The sequence below is a fragment of the Sphaerospermopsis reniformis genome, assembly GCF_005402885.1.
Taxonomy (GTDB): domain Bacteria; phylum Cyanobacteriota; class Cyanobacteriia; order Cyanobacteriales; family Nostocaceae; genus Sphaerospermopsis; species Sphaerospermopsis kisseleviana.
Map to the genome: position 1 here is coordinate 1 of NZ_BJCE01000123.1, position 16567 is coordinate 16567.

At 37.5% G+C, this 16567-nt stretch carries 12 protein-coding genes, 2 pseudogenes and 1 riboswitch; of the genes and pseudogenes, 5 read left to right on the forward strand and 9 right to left on the reverse strand.

The window, feature by feature from the left end:
* A partial coding sequence (locus FFR48_RS16790; protein WP_137668157.1) for an AAA-like domain-containing protein occupies window positions 1–907 on the reverse strand: 907 nt, incomplete at its 3' end.
* Window positions 908–1050: 143 nt separating this feature from the next.
* Between FFR48_RS16790 and FFR48_RS16795 the strand changes: the two are divergent.
* Window positions 1051–2255: pseudogene (locus tag FFR48_RS16795) on the forward strand (IS4 family transposase).
* A gap of 115 nt (window positions 2256–2370) precedes the next feature.
* Here FFR48_RS16795 and FFR48_RS16800 read toward each other — a convergent pair.
* The gene (locus FFR48_RS16800) at window positions 2371–3483 is read right to left on the reverse strand and encodes a ferrochelatase (protein WP_096566256.1); all 1113 of its coding nucleotides are present in this window, start codon (window positions 3481–3483) and stop codon (window positions 2371–2373) included.
* 226 nt (window positions 3484–3709) lie between these two features.
* Here FFR48_RS16800 and FFR48_RS16805 point away from each other — a divergent pair, with 226 nt between their 5' ends.
* Window positions 3710–4273, forward strand: a complete 564-nt coding sequence (locus FFR48_RS16805) for a hypothetical protein (protein ID WP_137668158.1) — start codon at window positions 3710–3712, stop codon at window positions 4271–4273.
* On the opposite strand, the gene FFR48_RS16810 is transcribed toward FFR48_RS16805, so the two are convergent.
* Window positions 4264–4434, reverse strand: a complete 171-nt coding sequence (locus FFR48_RS16810) for a hypothetical protein (RefSeq protein ID WP_162501907.1) — start codon at window positions 4432–4434, stop codon at window positions 4264–4266. The two genes, FFR48_RS16805 and FFR48_RS16810, sit on opposite strands and share 10 nt — an antisense overlap.
* A gap of 20 nt (window positions 4435–4454) precedes the next feature.
* On the opposite strand from FFR48_RS16810, the gene FFR48_RS16815 reads away from it, so the two are divergent.
* A complete protein-coding gene (locus FFR48_RS16815; RefSeq protein WP_137668166.1) occupies window positions 4455–5702 on the forward strand; it encodes an MFS transporter in 1248 nt (415 codons plus the stop codon).
* Window positions 5703–5763: 61 nt separating this feature from the next.
* Here the strand turns inward: FFR48_RS16815 and FFR48_RS16820 are convergent, their stop codons facing one another.
* From FFR48_RS16820 to FFR48_RS16845, 6 genes and pseudogenes are all read right to left on the reverse strand, one after another.
* On the reverse strand, window positions 5764–6828 hold the full coding sequence (locus FFR48_RS16820) for an ABC transporter ATP-binding protein (protein WP_137668159.1): 1065 nt from the start codon (window positions 6826–6828) through the stop codon (window positions 5764–5766).
* An 87-nt stretch (window positions 6829–6915) separates the two neighbouring features.
* Window positions 6916–8004, reverse strand: a complete 1089-nt coding sequence (locus FFR48_RS16825; protein WP_236104093.1) for an iron chelate uptake ABC transporter family permease subunit — start codon at window positions 8002–8004, stop codon at window positions 6916–6918.
* 5 nt (window positions 8005–8009) lie between these two features.
* The gene (locus tag FFR48_RS16830) at window positions 8010–9245 is read right to left on the reverse strand and encodes an ABC transporter substrate-binding protein (RefSeq protein WP_137668161.1); all 1236 of its coding nucleotides are present in this window, start codon (window positions 9243–9245) and stop codon (window positions 8010–8012) included.
* A 179-nt stretch (window positions 9246–9424) separates the two neighbouring features.
* A complete protein-coding gene (locus FFR48_RS16835; RefSeq protein WP_137668162.1) occupies window positions 9425–10297 on the reverse strand; it encodes a (2Fe-2S) ferredoxin domain-containing protein in 873 nt (290 codons plus the stop codon).
* A gap of 37 nt (window positions 10298–10334) precedes the next feature.
* Entirely contained in the window at window positions 10335–12434 is a 2100-nt protein-coding gene (locus tag FFR48_RS16840) for a TonB-dependent receptor plug domain-containing protein (RefSeq protein ID WP_137668163.1), read from the reverse strand.
* A gap of 248 nt (window positions 12435–12682) precedes the next feature.
* Window positions 12683–13015, reverse strand: a pseudogene (locus FFR48_RS16845) (DUF1636 domain-containing protein); the annotation flags it as partial.
* A 289-nt stretch (window positions 13016–13304) separates the two neighbouring features.
* Window positions 13305–13447: riboswitch (cobalamin riboswitch) on the reverse strand.
* A 262-nt stretch (window positions 13448–13709) separates the two neighbouring features.
* Here FFR48_RS16845 and ilvB point away from each other — a divergent pair.
* Together ilvB and FFR48_RS16855 are read left to right on the forward strand one after the other, a co-directional pair.
* On the forward strand, window positions 13710–15602 hold the full coding sequence (gene ilvB / locus FFR48_RS16850; protein WP_137668165.1) for a biosynthetic-type acetolactate synthase large subunit: 1893 nt from the start codon (window positions 13710–13712) through the stop codon (window positions 15600–15602).
* Between the two features lie 219 nt (window positions 15603–15821).
* On the forward strand, window positions 15822–16289 hold the full coding sequence (locus FFR48_RS16855; RefSeq protein ID WP_096566238.1) for a tellurite resistance TerB family protein: 468 nt from the start codon (window positions 15822–15824) through the stop codon (window positions 16287–16289).
* Window positions 16290–16567 lie beyond the last annotated feature (278 nt).

Here is a 16567-nt window from a genome sequence, read left to right on the forward strand (position 1 = left end):
TAACTCGTTTTTCTCTTAATCGTTCAGCTAAACTATCTAAATGAGTATCTTGACGATTAATTAATATTTCCTTGGCTGTTAAAATATGTTCTTTTGTAATAGTAATATTTCTATCTTTTACCATTTTCTCTACAATTTCTTTAGCTAAAGCATTCACTAACCAAGGTTGTCCTTGGGTTAAATCATAAGCTGTTTCTATTGCTTCTGGTGTGAAAATTTGTCCTGTTGCTGCTGTATGTTGTTGATATAATTCTCCTACTTCTGCAAGATTAAAATTTCTCATAGTCAGAGAAGCAACTTTTATATTAAAAGGACTAGAAGTATTTAATCTGTCACTACCTCCCGATGCTACTTTATAATCTCGCACATCTCGTAAACCAATTAAACCTACTGATGAGGGAAAATTTTCTGGACGGTTAGGAAAACCATCTCTTAATTGTCGTAAAATAGAAATTAATGTTTGATCTTGTAAAGAATCAATTTCATCTATAAATAATACTAAAGGGCGGTTTAAAGATGTTGCCCAAGCTGATAAAAAAGCTTTAATTCTGCTTCCTGGTTCTTCCTGTTGCCATTGTTTAACAGGTGGTTGTAATTCTTTGGGTAAACGAATATTTATTGTATCATACCAAGTTCCTAAAATGGCTAATTCTGCGGTGGTAGGATCATGATTAAATGCACTGCCTACTTCTACAGATACCATGACTGCGGCATAATTTCCAGTGTCGGTAAGTTGTTTTGCTAGGGATAACATGGCGGTGGTTTTCCCTGTTTGTCGTGGTGCGTGTAGGACAAAATAACTACGTTGTTGAATTAACGCCTCTAAATCTGGTAATCTGACTGTGGGAGATAGGAGATAGTGGATATCATTTGAACATGGACCTGCAATATTAAACCAGCGAGTCATAGAAATTTTGGTAATAGGTGAACTCTTTAAGTTTACACATTTTTCTTAACGGGTGACAAGGGGGCTGAAGATGAGATGTGGCAATAATTTGAGAAAATAAGGAGGGAAAAAAATAGGGGCAAGGAAGCCCCCAAAACAACAAAATGTTACCACAATCATATCAAACAATTTTCCGAAAGCATTTAAGTGAACAGCAGTATCTGACACTAGAGATATTGTTGTTATTGATACAAGCTCATCGCCAAGTAAAACTGTCAAAATTGGCAAGTTTATTTCCCCAACCAATTCAATATGAAAGCAGGAAACGTAATCTACAAAGATTTTTAGCAATAGGGAAACTCTGCGTAAAATTATTATGGTTTCCGTTGATAAAATATTGGATTAGACAATCGTTAACACCAAAGCAACTGAATCGAGAACAGCGGCGTTATTTTCATAAAAAACAATATCAAAAATATGGTTATTGGATGGTAGCACTGGATAGAACACAGTGGAAGGGGCGAAACATATTTATGGTGACATTGGTATGGGGTACTCATGCCTTACCACTATATTGGGAAACATTAAATCATGTCGGAAATAGTAATTTACAAACCCAAAAAAGATTAATAAAAACAGCAATAAAGTTGTTAAAAAAATGTCGAATTGTGGTGTTAGCAGATAGAGAATTTCATAGTCCAAAACTTGCTAAATGGCTTGATGAGCAAGGAGTGTGCTTTGCTCTACGTCAGAAGAAAGACCTTCATTTTCAGGAAAACCCAGGACAAGAATATCAAGTGCTTAAAAACCAAGGCAAGGATTTAAGCCAGGAATATCGAAGTTTTATGAGGGAGTTAAATGTGGTAAAGGGGATGAATTAGGCTTATTTAATATTGCTGTTTATTGGAAGAGAAAATATCGTCAAAAAGGACCAAAAGAACCTTGGTATATTTTAACAAATCTGCCAACTCTGAAACAAACTTTATGTCTTTATAGATGCCGATGGGGAATTGAACAGTTCTTTAAAGATTGTAAAACAGGTGGCTATAATTTAGAGGACACTAAAGTGAATGAAACTCGTTTTTTAGCTTTAGTCTTATTGATTATTATTGCTTATAGTTTGGCCACTATGTACGGTCAGCGGATGAAAAAATTAGGTATAGAGATTTATGCCGGACGTATTCAACAACACCAGGATAAGTACCCACGTCAGAGTGATTTTGGCTTTGCTCTCTACGGACAATTATGGATTTATGGCATGGAATTATGGGCTGATTTAGCTCTGAACTTAATCGCTCTCAAGCCGCATAAACGCCTCTTTTTTCAACGTGGCTTTCAGGCTCTATCCCTTATGAAACAAGCTGTTTAGCCTCCTTGTCACCCGTTAAGATACAATTTAGCTGTGTAACAGCTTAGTTCAAATCAACAAGACAAAAGGTAACAGACAAGAAGTGATTCTTTATCTGTCACCTGTCACCTGTCACCTAATGATGGTGATGATGATGTATAGCTAAATGTACATTAACTTCCTTACCTTCTGCTGCCATTAATTCTTGAATGTGAACATTAGCCCATTCCGCAGCCATATCCAAAAAGCGGGGATCATCATTTACACAAGCCATTTGTAAATAGTCCACACCAGAATGCTGTTTTTCTAAATCATGAATAATGTGATGTACATCTAACAAGGTTTCATGGTTTTCTGTGGCAAAACCTATGGGCATAAACATTACCACTTTTGCACCTAATTGAATCAGATTGTTAGCTGCTTGAGTGGCATTGGGTTGAGTCCATTCAATTAATGGTGTATCGTGGTTTAACCAACCGACAGAAATTAAAGGATAACGGTGAATTAATTTCTCTCTCACTAATTCGTAAAGTGCTTGACTTTCATCAATTCCTGATGTAAAACCTTTGGCTTTGTGTGGACATCCATGATTCATCAACACAATACCAATTTGTGATGGTAAATAGGCATCGGCTAAGTCAGAATTGATTTTCTCTTCTACTATTTGCGCCATTAAATTGATATATTCCGGCTCATTGTAGAAAGAAGGAATATAACGCATTCCTTTCACCCAATGTTCATCACCATCAGCTAATTCAGCCAAAGCATTATTAACTTGTTCAATAGCAATACCACTGGTAAAAATAGAATCTACCACTAACAAAGGATAGATCAATATTTTTTCAAAGCCTTGATTTTTGATTTCTGCTAAAACTTGTTGCGGTAAAAAAGGAGCGCAAAAGTTAAAAGCTTTGAAAACTTGAACACCACCGCCCCATTTATGTTGTAATTCGTGTTCAATTCCTGCCCGTTGCTGTTCAAAAATGGCATTATGGGGTGAGATAAAATCATGATGGGTATGTCCCCATTCATGACGATCAAATATAGCTAAAATCTTGGCTAAAGTGGGATAAATCCAAGTTGGTACTGGTGCAAATTTGGCAGTAAGTAGATTTAAAGCTTGTTCATTATAATTGGCAAAATCTTCATAGCTCTCGACTTCACCATAACCCATGAGCAGTACAGCTATGCGATCATGGCCTGGTAGATGCTCGTGAGTATGTTGCATTTTTTCTGGAGTTGCAACCACAATAATTCCCTCAATATAAGCGAAATGGCGACATCCTCACAGGGTATAACCCTATAATTCGCCATATTAGTTAATTATTATCCCATCCAGGGGGATAGGATAGATGTGAACATAAAAATATACATCTGATCATGAAAAATTTACAATTAACCAGTAAAAATTAACAATTAACTTACAATTAACCGAGCAAATGCCATAGGTTGTTGATCTTTAACCATAAAAGCTAATGAATATTATTATTTGTCCAGGTATTCATGAAATAGAATTAACGCAAAGCTTTGTCAGCAGCTTGTTTAACCCCAATGTAGAGAGAGGTGATCAGCAGTTATTAAATATACTGGTTTTTCCGGGAGAGGGGATTTTCACTTTATCAGCACTTCATATTTTACTGTTTTTGCGCGATCACCTGAGTAATAAGCTAGAATCACCTGTTATATTCATTGGTTTTAGTGCTGGTGTAGTAGGTGCGATCGCGGCGGCTACAACATGGCAACTTCAAGGTGGTAATGTGAAAGCATTAATAGCTATAGATGGCTGGGGCGTGCCATTATGGGGAAATTTTCCCATACATCGCCTGAGTCATGATTATTTTACCCATTGGAGTTCTGCTATTTTAGGTATTGGGGAAGATAATTTTTATGCCGATCCACCAGTTGATCATTTATCAATGTGGCGATCGCCCCACAAGGTACAAGGTAACTGGACAGATCCATCAATTCGGTTTTCTCACTCCCAAAAATCCCTAAATACGGCTGAATTTTTGCATATATTGTTAAAAAGTTATGAATAACAGGGGACTGGTGACTGGTGACTGGTGACTGGTGACTGGTGACTGGTGACTGGTGACTGGTGACTGGTGACTGGTGACTGGTGACTGGTGACAGTGAATAGATAATTATTTATTCCCAATTCCCAATTCCCAATTCCCAATTCCCAATTCCCAATTCCCAATTCCCAATTCCCTATTTGTGATGTTTCCCACTGAACCGACTGCTGTTAATAGCGGCTTTGGCGCACTGCTAAAAAACCGTAATTTTATGCTCCTGTGGATCGGTCAACTCATTTCCCAGTTAGCAGATAAGGTTTTATTGATTTTAATGATTGATTTGTTGGAGAAAAAATACTTACCTGCCAATTTAGCAGAAGGCACAGGGCGCTTTTATATGTATATGGCTTTTACCCTACCAGCGATTTTTTTCGGTTCTGCTGGTGGTGTGATTGTTGATAGGATGCCCAAAAAGCTAATTATGGTGGGTTCTGATGTCGTGCGGGGCTTGTTGACATTAAGTATAGCTTTCTTGCCCAGGCAGTTAGGAATATTGTTAGCACTGAATTTTGGTATCTCCTCGGTAACTCAGTTTTTTGCCCCAGCGGAACAAGCTACTATTCCCCTAATGGTGCAACGAGAGAATTTAATGGCCGCTAATGCTTTATTTAGCAGCACCATGATGGGAGCATTGATAGTTGGTTATGCTGTGGGAAAGCCAATTTTAGACTGCGCGGAATATCTCAACTTTGAATTTGGTAAAGAATTTTTAGTAGGAGGTTTCTACCTGTTATCAGCTATCATCATGTTACCGATTCAGTTTAAAGAACATAGACAAACATCCGTAGCTAATCCTATCACCGAATTTTTACAAGGCTTTTCGTATCTCAAACAAAACCGCTTGGTCTGGAATGCGATGTTGCAAATTGTCGCTTTGTATTGCGTGTTTGCGGCATTATTGGAATTATCTATTAGATTAGCTGCTAGATTGAACCTAGAACAAACTGATTTTAGCTTCTTTGTTGCTGCTGCCGGTGTGGGAATGGTTTTAGGCGCAGGAATTTTGGGACATTTTGGCCATAAACTGCATCATAAACCCTTGCCGTTAATTGGTTTTATGTTTATGGCCTTGGCACTGGGAATGTTTATTGTTACTCATAATTTATTTTTAGTGTTGGGACTTTGTGTGTTCTTGGGCTTAGGTGCAGCATTAATTAACGTGCCAATGCAAACCTTAATTCAACAGCACACCCCCCCAGCAATGCACGGTAAGGTATTTGGCTTTCAAAATCATGCCATTAATATTGCTCTGTCTGCACCTTTATTGATTACAACCAAGCTGGTTAATGCTTTTGGCTTGGCAACAGTTCTTTTTGGTATGAGTATCACTGTAGTATTGATTGGTTTCTGGACTTGGCAAAATACCCGCAAAGTCTTGCAAGATTTGATCTAAAAATTGGGTAACAATCATCCTTTATGTATGTTGATAAGCTACCAGGTAAATATCTCAAGCCTTAATTGTCTAGTGAAATGACATTCTGATTTAAAAAATCAATCATTGCATATAGTGAATTATGAACATACACATCTGGATGATTATTTATGACTTGGGTTTGCCAAAATTTCTCTTGAGATTTTGATATAACTTCTACTACTAATTGTGTTTTTGCAGCATTTTGATTAAAAGAAAATTTTTCAGTTTGTTTCACCTGAAAACCTACTCTTTGTAAAGCACGAATAGTCCATATAGTAGCTATACCCTCACCCATAACTTGAATTTCTCCTTTAAATGGTGTATGCAAATTAAACTCACCAGAAAAAATATCAAATTCCACACCTTCACTGTTGAAAGTATTAGCAAATGCACCACTTAATACTAAATCTTCTGGTGCGCCTACCTGTAAAATCCCATGAGAATTTAATAGCCAAATTTGATCGGCTAGACGCAAAGCTAAGTCTAAATCATGGGTAGAAAGGAGAATTGCTTGTTTAGTTTCCCTGGCTAAATTACGCAACAATTGCATAATTTCTACTCGCCGGGGTAAGTCTAAAAATGCTGTTGGTTCATCTAGCAACATGACTATAGGAGACTGCGCTAAAGCGCGGGCAATCATAATTTTTTGTCGTTCACCATCACTGAGTTCGCTAACTTGACGGGAGACTAAATTTAATGCACCTACAGATTTTATCGCCCAATGGACTATTGCTTCATCCTCAGCAGTCAAATTTCCCCACCAGTCAGTATAAGGATGTCGTCCTAAAGTTACTAAATTATAAGCAGATAGCATCCCTCCATCAACTTTTTCTGTGAGAACTAAACTCAACCGTTTCGCTAAATCTTGGGGTGCTAAATTGTAGATATTATCATCTAAAAGTCGGACTTCACCGGCTACAGGTGGTTGCATTCCGGCAAGCGATCGCAATAATGTAGATTTACCTGCACCATTGGGACCCAATAAACACACCAATTCCCCAGCTTGCAAAGATACAGAAATATTCTCTGCTACACACCGAAAATTTTTTCGGGATGTTTGATAACCAATAGTCAAATTGTGGGTTGTCAAAATTGCATTACTCATATTTGTTGAGTTAGGGAACAGGGAACAGGGAACAGGGAATAGGGAATAGGTAAGTAACTTTCTGATTTATAAAAAATCGAGTAGTAATTAGGATGGAAAAGACTTGCGGGAATTACGCTTTAAAATTACCCAAGTCACAACAGGAGTACCAATTAAAGCCGTAATTGCATTTAAAGGTAAAACCATTTGACTTACTGCTAATTGAGAAAACAAATCTGCTATTAAAGCTAAAATTGCCCCTAAAATTATCACACTGGGAATTAAAATTCGATGGTCAGAAGTATTAAACAAACTCCGACATAAATGAGGAATAGCCACACCCAAAAATGCGATAGGACCACAAAAAGCTGTAATTCCACCTGCTAAAATAGAAGCACTGATAATAATAGAAAATCTAGTTTTTTCTACCGTTAAACCTACACTTCTGGCATAGGATTCACCTAACAAAAGTGCATTCAGAGATTTTGATTGCAACAACGCTATTAATAAACTTAAAAGTATCACCGGAATTAACACAATTAATTGTTTCCAAGTCACACCAGCAAAACTACCAAAAGTCCACATAATATAACTTTGAATCCGTTCTCTAGTGCTAAATTGCAATAAAATACTCACAATTCCACCAGTAGCATAACCAAATAATAAACCTAAAATTAGCAGCGTCATTGTATCTTGCACCCGACGAGAAACAACCAACATCACACCTAAAACCGAACCCGCACCCACACTAGCAGCTATCACTAATCCAAAATCAGCAATGATTCCCAAATTATTTAATAAAGTTGGTGCAGTCACATTTGCAGTTAACACCACCAACGCCACTCCTAAACTCGCACCAGAACTAATTCCTAATACAAATGGTCCAGCTAAGGGATTTTTAAATAATGTTTGCATTTGTAAACCACTCACACCTAAAGCAGCACCCGCTAAGGTTGCAGTTAAAGCTTTCGGTAATCTAAATTTGAGAATTATATTGCTATGAGTTATCTTTTCTGGTTGTTTTCCTAGTAAAATATTTACCACTTCATCAACAGGAATCGAAACTGAACCCAAAGCTAAATCTAAGAGAAATATTAATAGCAAAGCTACAATTAATATCCCAAAACATAAACTTCTAAGGGAAATATTATCTGGAATGAATAAGTGAGGATTAAAATGTTTTTTCACAGATTTCATAAACATTATTTTGGCAAATTGCGGTAATAAAACAGTTGATGTTCCGGTAACAATTCTGGATGCAAAATTTTGATTAAATCTGCCAGTACAATATCGGGGTTACTAATTCCTCCTTCCCAATAATCATTACCACCATCTACGTTGACACGGGCATTATTATTATAAATATTTCCAGTTTTTACAGCTTGAAAATCACCATAACGACTATCTTCAGCTACAACATCTTTTAAACTCTGCCAAACTTGGCGAGAATTTAACCAATAATCAGCTTTAGCTGCACGTTCTAAAACTACTTCAAAAGAAAGTGGTAAACTACCATTAGATTTATCATTACTCCACAGATAATTACCTCCTGCATCATTCAGATATTTAGCAACATAACTTTTACCACCAGACATAAACCAAGTACCTTTAAAATTAAAGCCAACAAATACCGTCGGCCGATTTTTTACAGATTGAGCTTTTTGGGCTATTTTTGTATATTTATCTGCTATTTCTTGAAATATCTTTTCAGCTTTTTCTTCTTGATTAAAAAATAAAGCCGTAAATTTTAACCATTCGCTTCTTCCCAATGGCGTATCTTCCATATATTCAGCATTTATCCCCACTTTCAAACCAGCTTCCGTAAGTTTACCGTAACTATCTGTTTGGGAATTTCCTGTACCAAAAGTTGTGACCAAATCAGGATTTAATGCTAACAACTTTTCTATATCCACATTAGAATTATTACCTACTTGGGTAACTTTTCCCACTTTTATTCTCTGAACTACAGCCGGAGTATTCACTTGTTTTGTATTACTAATACCTATTAATTTATCCACCAATCCTAATTTATCCAAATGAGGTAAATGAGTTGTAGATAAAGCCACGACAGAATTAACAGGAACTGTAATAATTTGTGCTTGATTAAATGCTGAAGGTGTGGGAGTTCCACACTGAACTAAAACATATTGAAACTGAGTTTTAGCATTCTGCCAGGGATTTTTAATCGTCACAACTTTGTAATGATTATGATATTCAACTGTAAAACCTGTAGCATAGTTAATTTTAGATTTGGTGGGGAAATAATCTTGATTAGGGTTATGATTTTGAATACAGGTGTTATTGGTTGTGTTGTTATTTATATGATTTTGAGTTATAGGATTTTTTGTACTATGACAGGCAATAATAAATGTGGCTATAAGGCAAAATTGACATAAAAAAATGATTAGTTTTGAGTAAGGAAGTTTTGAAAATTTCATTCTTGCTAAATATTTGTTAAATAGTGAGATTTTGTAGGTTGGGTTGTTCGCGTTGCGAAGCAATGGAACGAAACCCAACGCCAAGCTTTGGTATTTTTTGCTAATGTTGGGTTTCACTGAAGCAGGGCTAAAGCCCTTACTACGAGCATATTTTTACAGAAAAATTAATGGGGAGTAGCTTATACTTTTTCCGGTGGATATAAGTTTTCAGCCACCTTATTACCCTTGACTAAATGTTCATTGACAATATTTTCTGCCACATTAGAATTAACGCGAGTGTACCAAGTTCTATCATTAGAATAGAAAACCACAGGTCCTAATTGACAAACTTCTAAACAACCAGATGTTCTTACTTCTATATCTAAACCTGCATTTTCCACTGCTGATTTTAACGCCTCAAATGTAGGTTGCCATTTGCGAGAAGGAAGACAGCGAGTAGAAGTACAAACTGAAATATAGGAATGTTTGAGAGGATTTTTATTAAAGGGAATTGGTTTAATTCCTAACACATAAATATCTCTCAAATCTTGATACAAAGCTAACTTTTCTAAATTTGGTTTTCCTTCTGGTAATAAATTTTCCCCATCTACCAAAGGATTAGGTAATAAAATCGTCATCAATTGTTCATTCGCACCATTCCAAAATTGAATCCCCCAACTTCTAGGATTTCCTTCTGGATTAAACCGCCGATAAAAAGCTGCACGAGAAACTAGACGCTGCTTCCTCACTTCCACAGGAGTTTTACATAAAGGTCCACCGAAATTAGTATCAATACACAAATGTAAATGCCACCCTTCAGCGGCCACTGTCAAATATCCATCATAGAGAATACATAGTTTTGGAGGTGCATTAAATTCCAACTCTAAAACACTACCTTGAACAATATGGGCAATTCCCACCTGCTGCCAATTTTGCTCAAATAAAGTATACATTAACGATGCTAAAACATCACTCCCACAATCAAAATATTCATACTCAACACATCCACCCGTAGATAGATTTTCTGTTTCTATTTTATTCATTGGTTGTACACAACAATTAAACTCAGCCATTCGTACTTCTCCTTTGCATCTTTGCGTGAGATAATTATTAAAAACTAGAACTCAAACCCACTTGAAATACCCTACCCCCATCAGGAAAACCAGGGAATAACTGATAACGCTGATTAAACAAATTATCCAAGCTACAAGTCAATACTAGCCTATCATTAATTGGCACACGCATCTTCATATCAAAAGTGGTATATCCCGGCAAAAATTCTGTATTTGTATTATTGGTTGGATATCCGTTTAAAGAATTCATTAACAAACCAAAATACCAACCTTGGGGATTTTCATAAGACACACCAAAATTTAACTTATCTGCACCTGCAAAACGTAATTCTTTGTCAACCTCTGCGGGATTACCGCTTTTTAAAATACGTGGGTCATTGGCTGTATAATTCACAAAACCATAGATATTTCTTGCTAGTTGTAAATTCAGAGATGCTTCAATTCCTTGAGTTTGGACTAAACCAATATTTTCCCAAGTTCCCGTATTCCCATTTATTGGTGGAGTGAGTCTTGTAAAGGCAATGGTATCAGAAACACGGTTGCTAAAAAATGTCAACCGCAGTAAGCCGATATTGCCTATTTTTTGGTCAATTCCCACATCAAAACTATCACCTTTTTCTGGTTTTAAATCAGGATTACCAATGTTAGTAGGATTATTATTAAATAAATTGGCAATTGTGGGGGCGCGGAAGTTTCTGATATAGTTAGCTCTCAGGGTAGTGGAATCAGAAACTGCGAATTTTGCACCTACAGATGGAGATGTAAATGAACCATTAACTAAACTACTAAAATCTTGACGCACTCCTAAATTGACGTTTAAACTAGGAGAAAACTGAATGTCATATCTACTAAATATCGCCCCTTGACTGATACCATCATCATAATTTACTCGTAAAATATTTGTCCCGTAATTAAAGGAAGTGTTGCGGACATTAGTATTACGATAATCAAAGCCATAAACTAAGGTTTGATTTTTAGATAAATTCCAATTATGGGTAATTTGCACACCATAGGAATCTTGTTGAGTATCAAAGCGATTTTGAGATGTAATTGCACCACTACGATTATCAAAGCGAGTGTTGAGAAAATCGGCGTAAATTCTCGCTTTTAATAGTGAATCATCTCCCTTTCCTAATTTAGAGTTCCAGGTTAAATCAGTGAGAACTTGGTCTGTGTATTTTCGGTTATTCTCGGTGAGAGAGTTAAAAAATCCCTGTCCAAATTGGGGTACAGGAATGGGTACACCTCCGGGTGATCCCTGTTCTTTCCCTAAGTATAAAGTTGATAAAGCTAAGGTATTACGTTTGTCTAAATTAGCTTCTAATTTGAGATTAAAGTTGTTGAATAGTGCGTCATTATTTTTTCTTGTCCCTTCAAAGTTAGCTTCAGGAATGCTAAAGGGATAATTATTTTGTGCTTGGGTACGGTTGTAACCAACTACCCAAGAAATATCACCAGATTTCCCGCTATTTTGAATGCTTTGTTGGTTGAGTCCATAAGACCCAATGTTAACTTTCGTTGTGGTGGTAATTTTATCTGTAGGACGACGGGTAACAATGTTAATTACTCCACCAATTGCGTCTGAACCATAGAGGGTTGAACCACCTCCGGGTAAGACTTCAACTCTTTCAATATTATTACTGGTAAATTCTGAAAGGTCGAAACCTCCACCACCTAAATTATTAATTGGTCTTCCATCCAATAATATTAAAACTTGACCGGTGTTAGAACCGCGAATAAATTGACCACTTAAAGCGTTGACTTCTGTTCCTACAGTTCCATCACCCAAAATACCCGGTAAAAATCGCAGTGCTTCTTTGACTGTTCTTGCACCTTGCGCTTCCATTTCTTCCCCAGTGATGACGTAAACCGGACGAGTAGAATCTTTGACTGTTCCTTCTCGACGAAAGGGTGAAAATACTGGTTCGTTAAGAATACTATCAATCACTGTGATTTCTATATCCGGTTCTTTTTCCTCTGTTTGTGCAATTGGTTGTAAGTCTTGGGCGGAATTTTCAGATTTTGGTGTAACTTCTGTGGCTATGCTGGGGTAATTTTTCCCTAATATCCCGGATGTAATGGTCAAACTAGAAATCAGTATTTGAGTTCCCCACCTGATAATAAGCTGAGTACGCATTGGTAGTTAGGTCCCTGAATAAATAAATACTGGTGGTCTGCACAAAAGTTTTTAGCCTGTAAATTTTGGTAATGATTATTATTATCACAGTTAGGGTAAGTTTTGCAAGCTAGTTTCAAGCTAGTTTCTGGGTTTGTCTGGAGGACTAAAGTCCTCACTACGAACTTTAATTAACAGGAATTTTTGGTGAGTTTTGCCCATTTACTGAGGGGTGGTATTTTGGCTAATATGCCTGTTTTTAAAGCTTATGGACGTTCTGACCAAGGTATTAAACCCTTGGGGCTAGTGTAGTATTGGGTGGCACATAGCAGTATGGCAGATACACTATCATCAACTGCTAAGTTACCGAAAAGATAGGTAAATTTCTCTTCTCCTTGCAAAGCGATAACGCAAGCATGGTTGCAAGCTCTCATACATTGGACTCCCTGAATGGAGAATTTAGAGTGCAGTTCCCAAGTTTGTGCGAGTTGTTGAAGTTGTTGTAATAGCTGCTGTCCGCCACCTTCACCTATCTGTTTACCGTCTTTCCACACACTAGCGCAGGTTGTACAGACTAATAAAGTATGTTGTTTTTTTTGCATTAATTTTTATGTATTGCAGATTGAAATGACGAATAGCTTTACTTACACTGCAAGCTTAAATTTGGCTAGGACAAGGAATCATGCAAATATGTAAAGATGAAACTGAGGATACAATCCGGTTTTCAGGTTTGTATCTATCACCTTCTAAATAGCTATTGATATATGTAGGGAAAATTTTACAATATCATAGAAATGTCTATGGTACCACCTATATTTGACTCTATGAGACAGTGATAATTTTTGATGAAGAGAGTTTTAATTGTGTTATTCATCTGTACCTCGCAGATGGAAGTAGGTTATCATGGCGGCGGGCATTCTGACTTTGAAGTGTTAACTTCATTACATCTGCGGGACAGTGCTGGATTTACACCAGGCTTTCCCCGTTACCTCTGATGGCTGTTCCCCATCAGAACCGTTAGCTGGACTGTACCATAGTAGTGATGCAGATTTTCAGATGTTTACAAATTGTAAAGTAATCTGGCATCACAAATACCAATACTCAGATACTCTGACTTCCCCGCTTTTCTAAAGCAAATCCAAATTAGGTATTTGATGAATTAGTAATAATGTATTAAAAATTTAAAAAAGCCACTCAATTAAAAGTGGTTTTTATTTTGGGTGTAGAATTGGATTACCCTGAAATTCTAAATACAAAATCTAAGGCTTAACTTTTAGTTATATTTTGAGGTTAACCGTGCCATCGTCTTCTCAAATCAGTCTCCCACAATCGGAAAATCAGAAACAGTCTGCTGTCTCTAAATCTACCCCTGTAACTCCAAAACGGGCAACTGGCGGTTTTGCTTTGTTAGATAGTCTGCTGCGTCATGGTGTTGAGTACATTTTTGGTTATCCCGGTGGAGCAATTCTACCGATTTATGATGACCTTTACAAAGTAGAGGAAACTGGTACAATTAAACACATTCTTGTCAGACACGAACAAGGTGCTTCCCATGCTGCTGATGGTTATGCCCGTGCAACTGGCAAGGTAGGAGTATGTTTTGGTACTTCTGGTCCAGGAGCAACTAACCTGGTAACGGGTATTGCGACTGCTTACATGGATTCTATTCCCATGATTATTGTCACTGGACAAGTACCACGGGCAGCAATTGGTACTGATGCTTTCCAGGAGACAGATATTTACGGTATTACTTTACCCATTGTTAAGCATTCTTATGTAGTGCGTGATCCTAAAGATATGGCGCGAATTGTGGCGGAAGCGTTCCACATTGCCAGTACGGGTAGACCTGGACCTGTTTTGATAGATGTTCCTAAAGATGTGGCTTTAGAAGAATTTGATTATGTGCCTGTAGAACCAGGTTCAGTTAAATTACCAGGATATCGTCCCACAGTTAAAGGCAACCCCAGACAAGTTAACGCAGCTATCCAGTTAATTCGTGAAAGTCGTCGTCCTTTATTGTATGTCGGTGGGGGTGCGATCGCGGCTAATGCTCACGAAGAAGTTAAACAATTAGCAGAATTATTTAATATCCCTGTCACCACAACCTTAATGGGTATCGGTGCATTTGATGAACATCATCCCCTATCTGTGGGAATGTTGGGAATGCACGGAACAGCTTACGCTAACTTTGCGGTGACAGATTGTGATTTACTGATTTGTGTTGGTGCAAGATTTGATGACCGGGTAACAGGTAAATTAGATGAGTTTGCCTCCCACGCTAAAGTTATTCACATTGACATTGATCCAGCAGAAGTAGGTAAAAACCGTGTTCCTGATGTGCCTATTGTTGGTGATGTCAAAAACGTTTTAAAAGATTTATTACGGCGCTGTCAAGACGCAAACGGCAAAGCAACACCCAACCAAAATCAAGAATGGTTGAATTTAATCAACCAGTGGAAACAGGATTATCCTTTGGTTGTACCTCATCATGCTGATAGTATTTCTCCCCAAGAGGTAATTGTGGAAGTTGGTCGTCAAGCACCCAACGCTTTTTATACTACTGATGTGGGACAACATCAAATGTGGGCAGCCCAATTTTTGAAGAATGGTCCAAGACGCTGGATCTCTAGTGCAGGTTTAGGAACAATGGGTTTTGGTGTACCTGCGGCGATGGGTGCAAAGGTAGCTTTCCCTGATGAAGAGGTAATCTGTATCAGTGGTGATGCTAGTTTCCAAATGTGTTTACAGGAATTGGGGACTTTAGCGCAATATAGTATAAATGTCAAGACCGTAATTTTAAATAACGGTTGGCAGGGAATGGTGCGCCAGTGGCAACAAGCCTTTTACGGTGAGCGTTATTCCTGCTCTAACATGGAAGTAGGGATGCCAGATATTGAACTTTTGGCACAGGCTTATGGTATTAAAGGTATGGTGATTAATACCAGAGAAGAGTTAGCAGATAAAATCGCGGAAATGCTGGCACATAATGGACCTGTAGTGGTAGATGTGCGTGTTACTAAGGATGAAAACTGCTATCCAATGGTAGCGCCTGGTAAGAGTAACGCCCAGATGTTTGGTTTACCGAAGCCAGCACCAAAAACCGCAGTTGAGCCAGTTTACTGCAACCATTGTGGTACAAAAAACCCACCCAGTCATAATTTCTGTGCTGAGTGTGGGAATAAGTTGTAAGTCATATAATCAGAATCAGATCCCTGATTTCTGCAAGAAGTCGGGGATATTGTGTGAAAATCACCTTCTAGATTGGGATATAGCTTTTGAGTTTAGCTAAAATCTTTTTGATGTTAAAAACATAACTTCTGTGTGCAAATGTATGAAAAAAAGTAACAGTCTCTGTGATTTTATGCAATGATTTGGGAATCTAAATAATAGTCTGTCAAAAGGATCATCATGTCTAAAAGTGAGTTGGTTAAAAGCAAAATCAAAACTCCAGTTAAACTAGAACCAGAAGTAGCGATCGCCATTATCGGACTTTTTTCCGCTTCTGGTGAGGATGAAGGTATTATTACCCCCGAAGAATACCCCTTACCAGAAATGTTAGAAGGTATTGAACTGTTTGCAAGTTACTCTGAGGAAGACTTTGATAAGTTAACAGCAAAAGTCAACACCTTGATAGAGGAAGAAAAAGTAGAGAATTTAATTCCTAGTGCGATCGCATCCTTAACAAAAAAGAGTTATCGTGAAACTGCCTATATCACAGCTATTTTGATCCTGGGAATGGAAGAAGACATACCCGAATCAGAAGAAGATTATCTCTTTGAACTTCAGGAAGCATTAAAAATTTCCGATGAGCGAGCAGAAGAACTGATAGACGAAATTTTTGAAGAATATGAAGAAGAAGAGGAGGAAGAAGAATAATTATTGGTTTGTTTTTTGAATATCCCCCTCTTTTCCAAGAATTAGGTCATTTAGCTCTTTAGTTTGCAGTTTTCACATAAATAAGTTAATTTAGCTCATGAGTAGCAAATTTTAGGCGATCATGGGCTTTTTAAGTAGTAATTCAGCTACGCAAAGTACAGCAGAATTCAGGAGTCGTAGGGGCGAAGTAGGGGCGAAGCATTCGGAAAATAACCTGTGATATAAATTGATATTTATCGCCCGAATGCTGATGCTTCCAGCACGCTTCGCGAACGCCC

What these genes read in the sequence shown, in the direction of transcription:
- FFR48_RS16805 (WP_137668158.1), top strand. Translation starts at nt 3,710, where the DNA reads ATGAATATTATTATTTGTCCAGGTATTCATGAAATAGAATTAACGCAA.
- FFR48_RS16815 (WP_137668166.1), top strand. Translation starts at nt 4,455, where the DNA reads ATGTTTCCCACTGAACCGACTGCTGTTAATAGCGGCTTTGGCGCACTG.
- FFR48_RS16820 (WP_137668159.1), bottom strand. Translation starts at nt 6,828, where the DNA reads ATGAGTAATGCAATTTTGACAACCCACAATTTGACTATTGGTTATCAA.
- FFR48_RS16825 (WP_236104093.1), bottom strand. Translation starts at nt 8,004, where the DNA reads ATGAAATCTGTGAAAAAACATTTTAATCCTCACTTATTCATTCCAGAT.
- FFR48_RS16830 (WP_137668161.1), bottom strand. Translation starts at nt 9,245, where the DNA reads ATGAAATTTTCAAAACTTCCTTACTCAAAACTAATCATTTTTTTATGT.
- FFR48_RS16835 (WP_137668162.1), bottom strand. Translation starts at nt 10,297, where the DNA reads ATGGCTGAGTTTAATTGTTGTGTACAACCAATGAATAAAATAGAAACA.
- FFR48_RS16840 (WP_137668163.1), bottom strand. Translation starts at nt 12,434, where the DNA reads ATGCGTACTCAGCTTATTATCAGGTGGGGAACTCAAATACTGATTTCT.
- FFR48_RS16855 (WP_096566238.1), top strand. Translation starts at nt 15,822, where the DNA reads ATGTCTAAAAGTGAGTTGGTTAAAAGCAAAATCAAAACTCCAGTTAAA.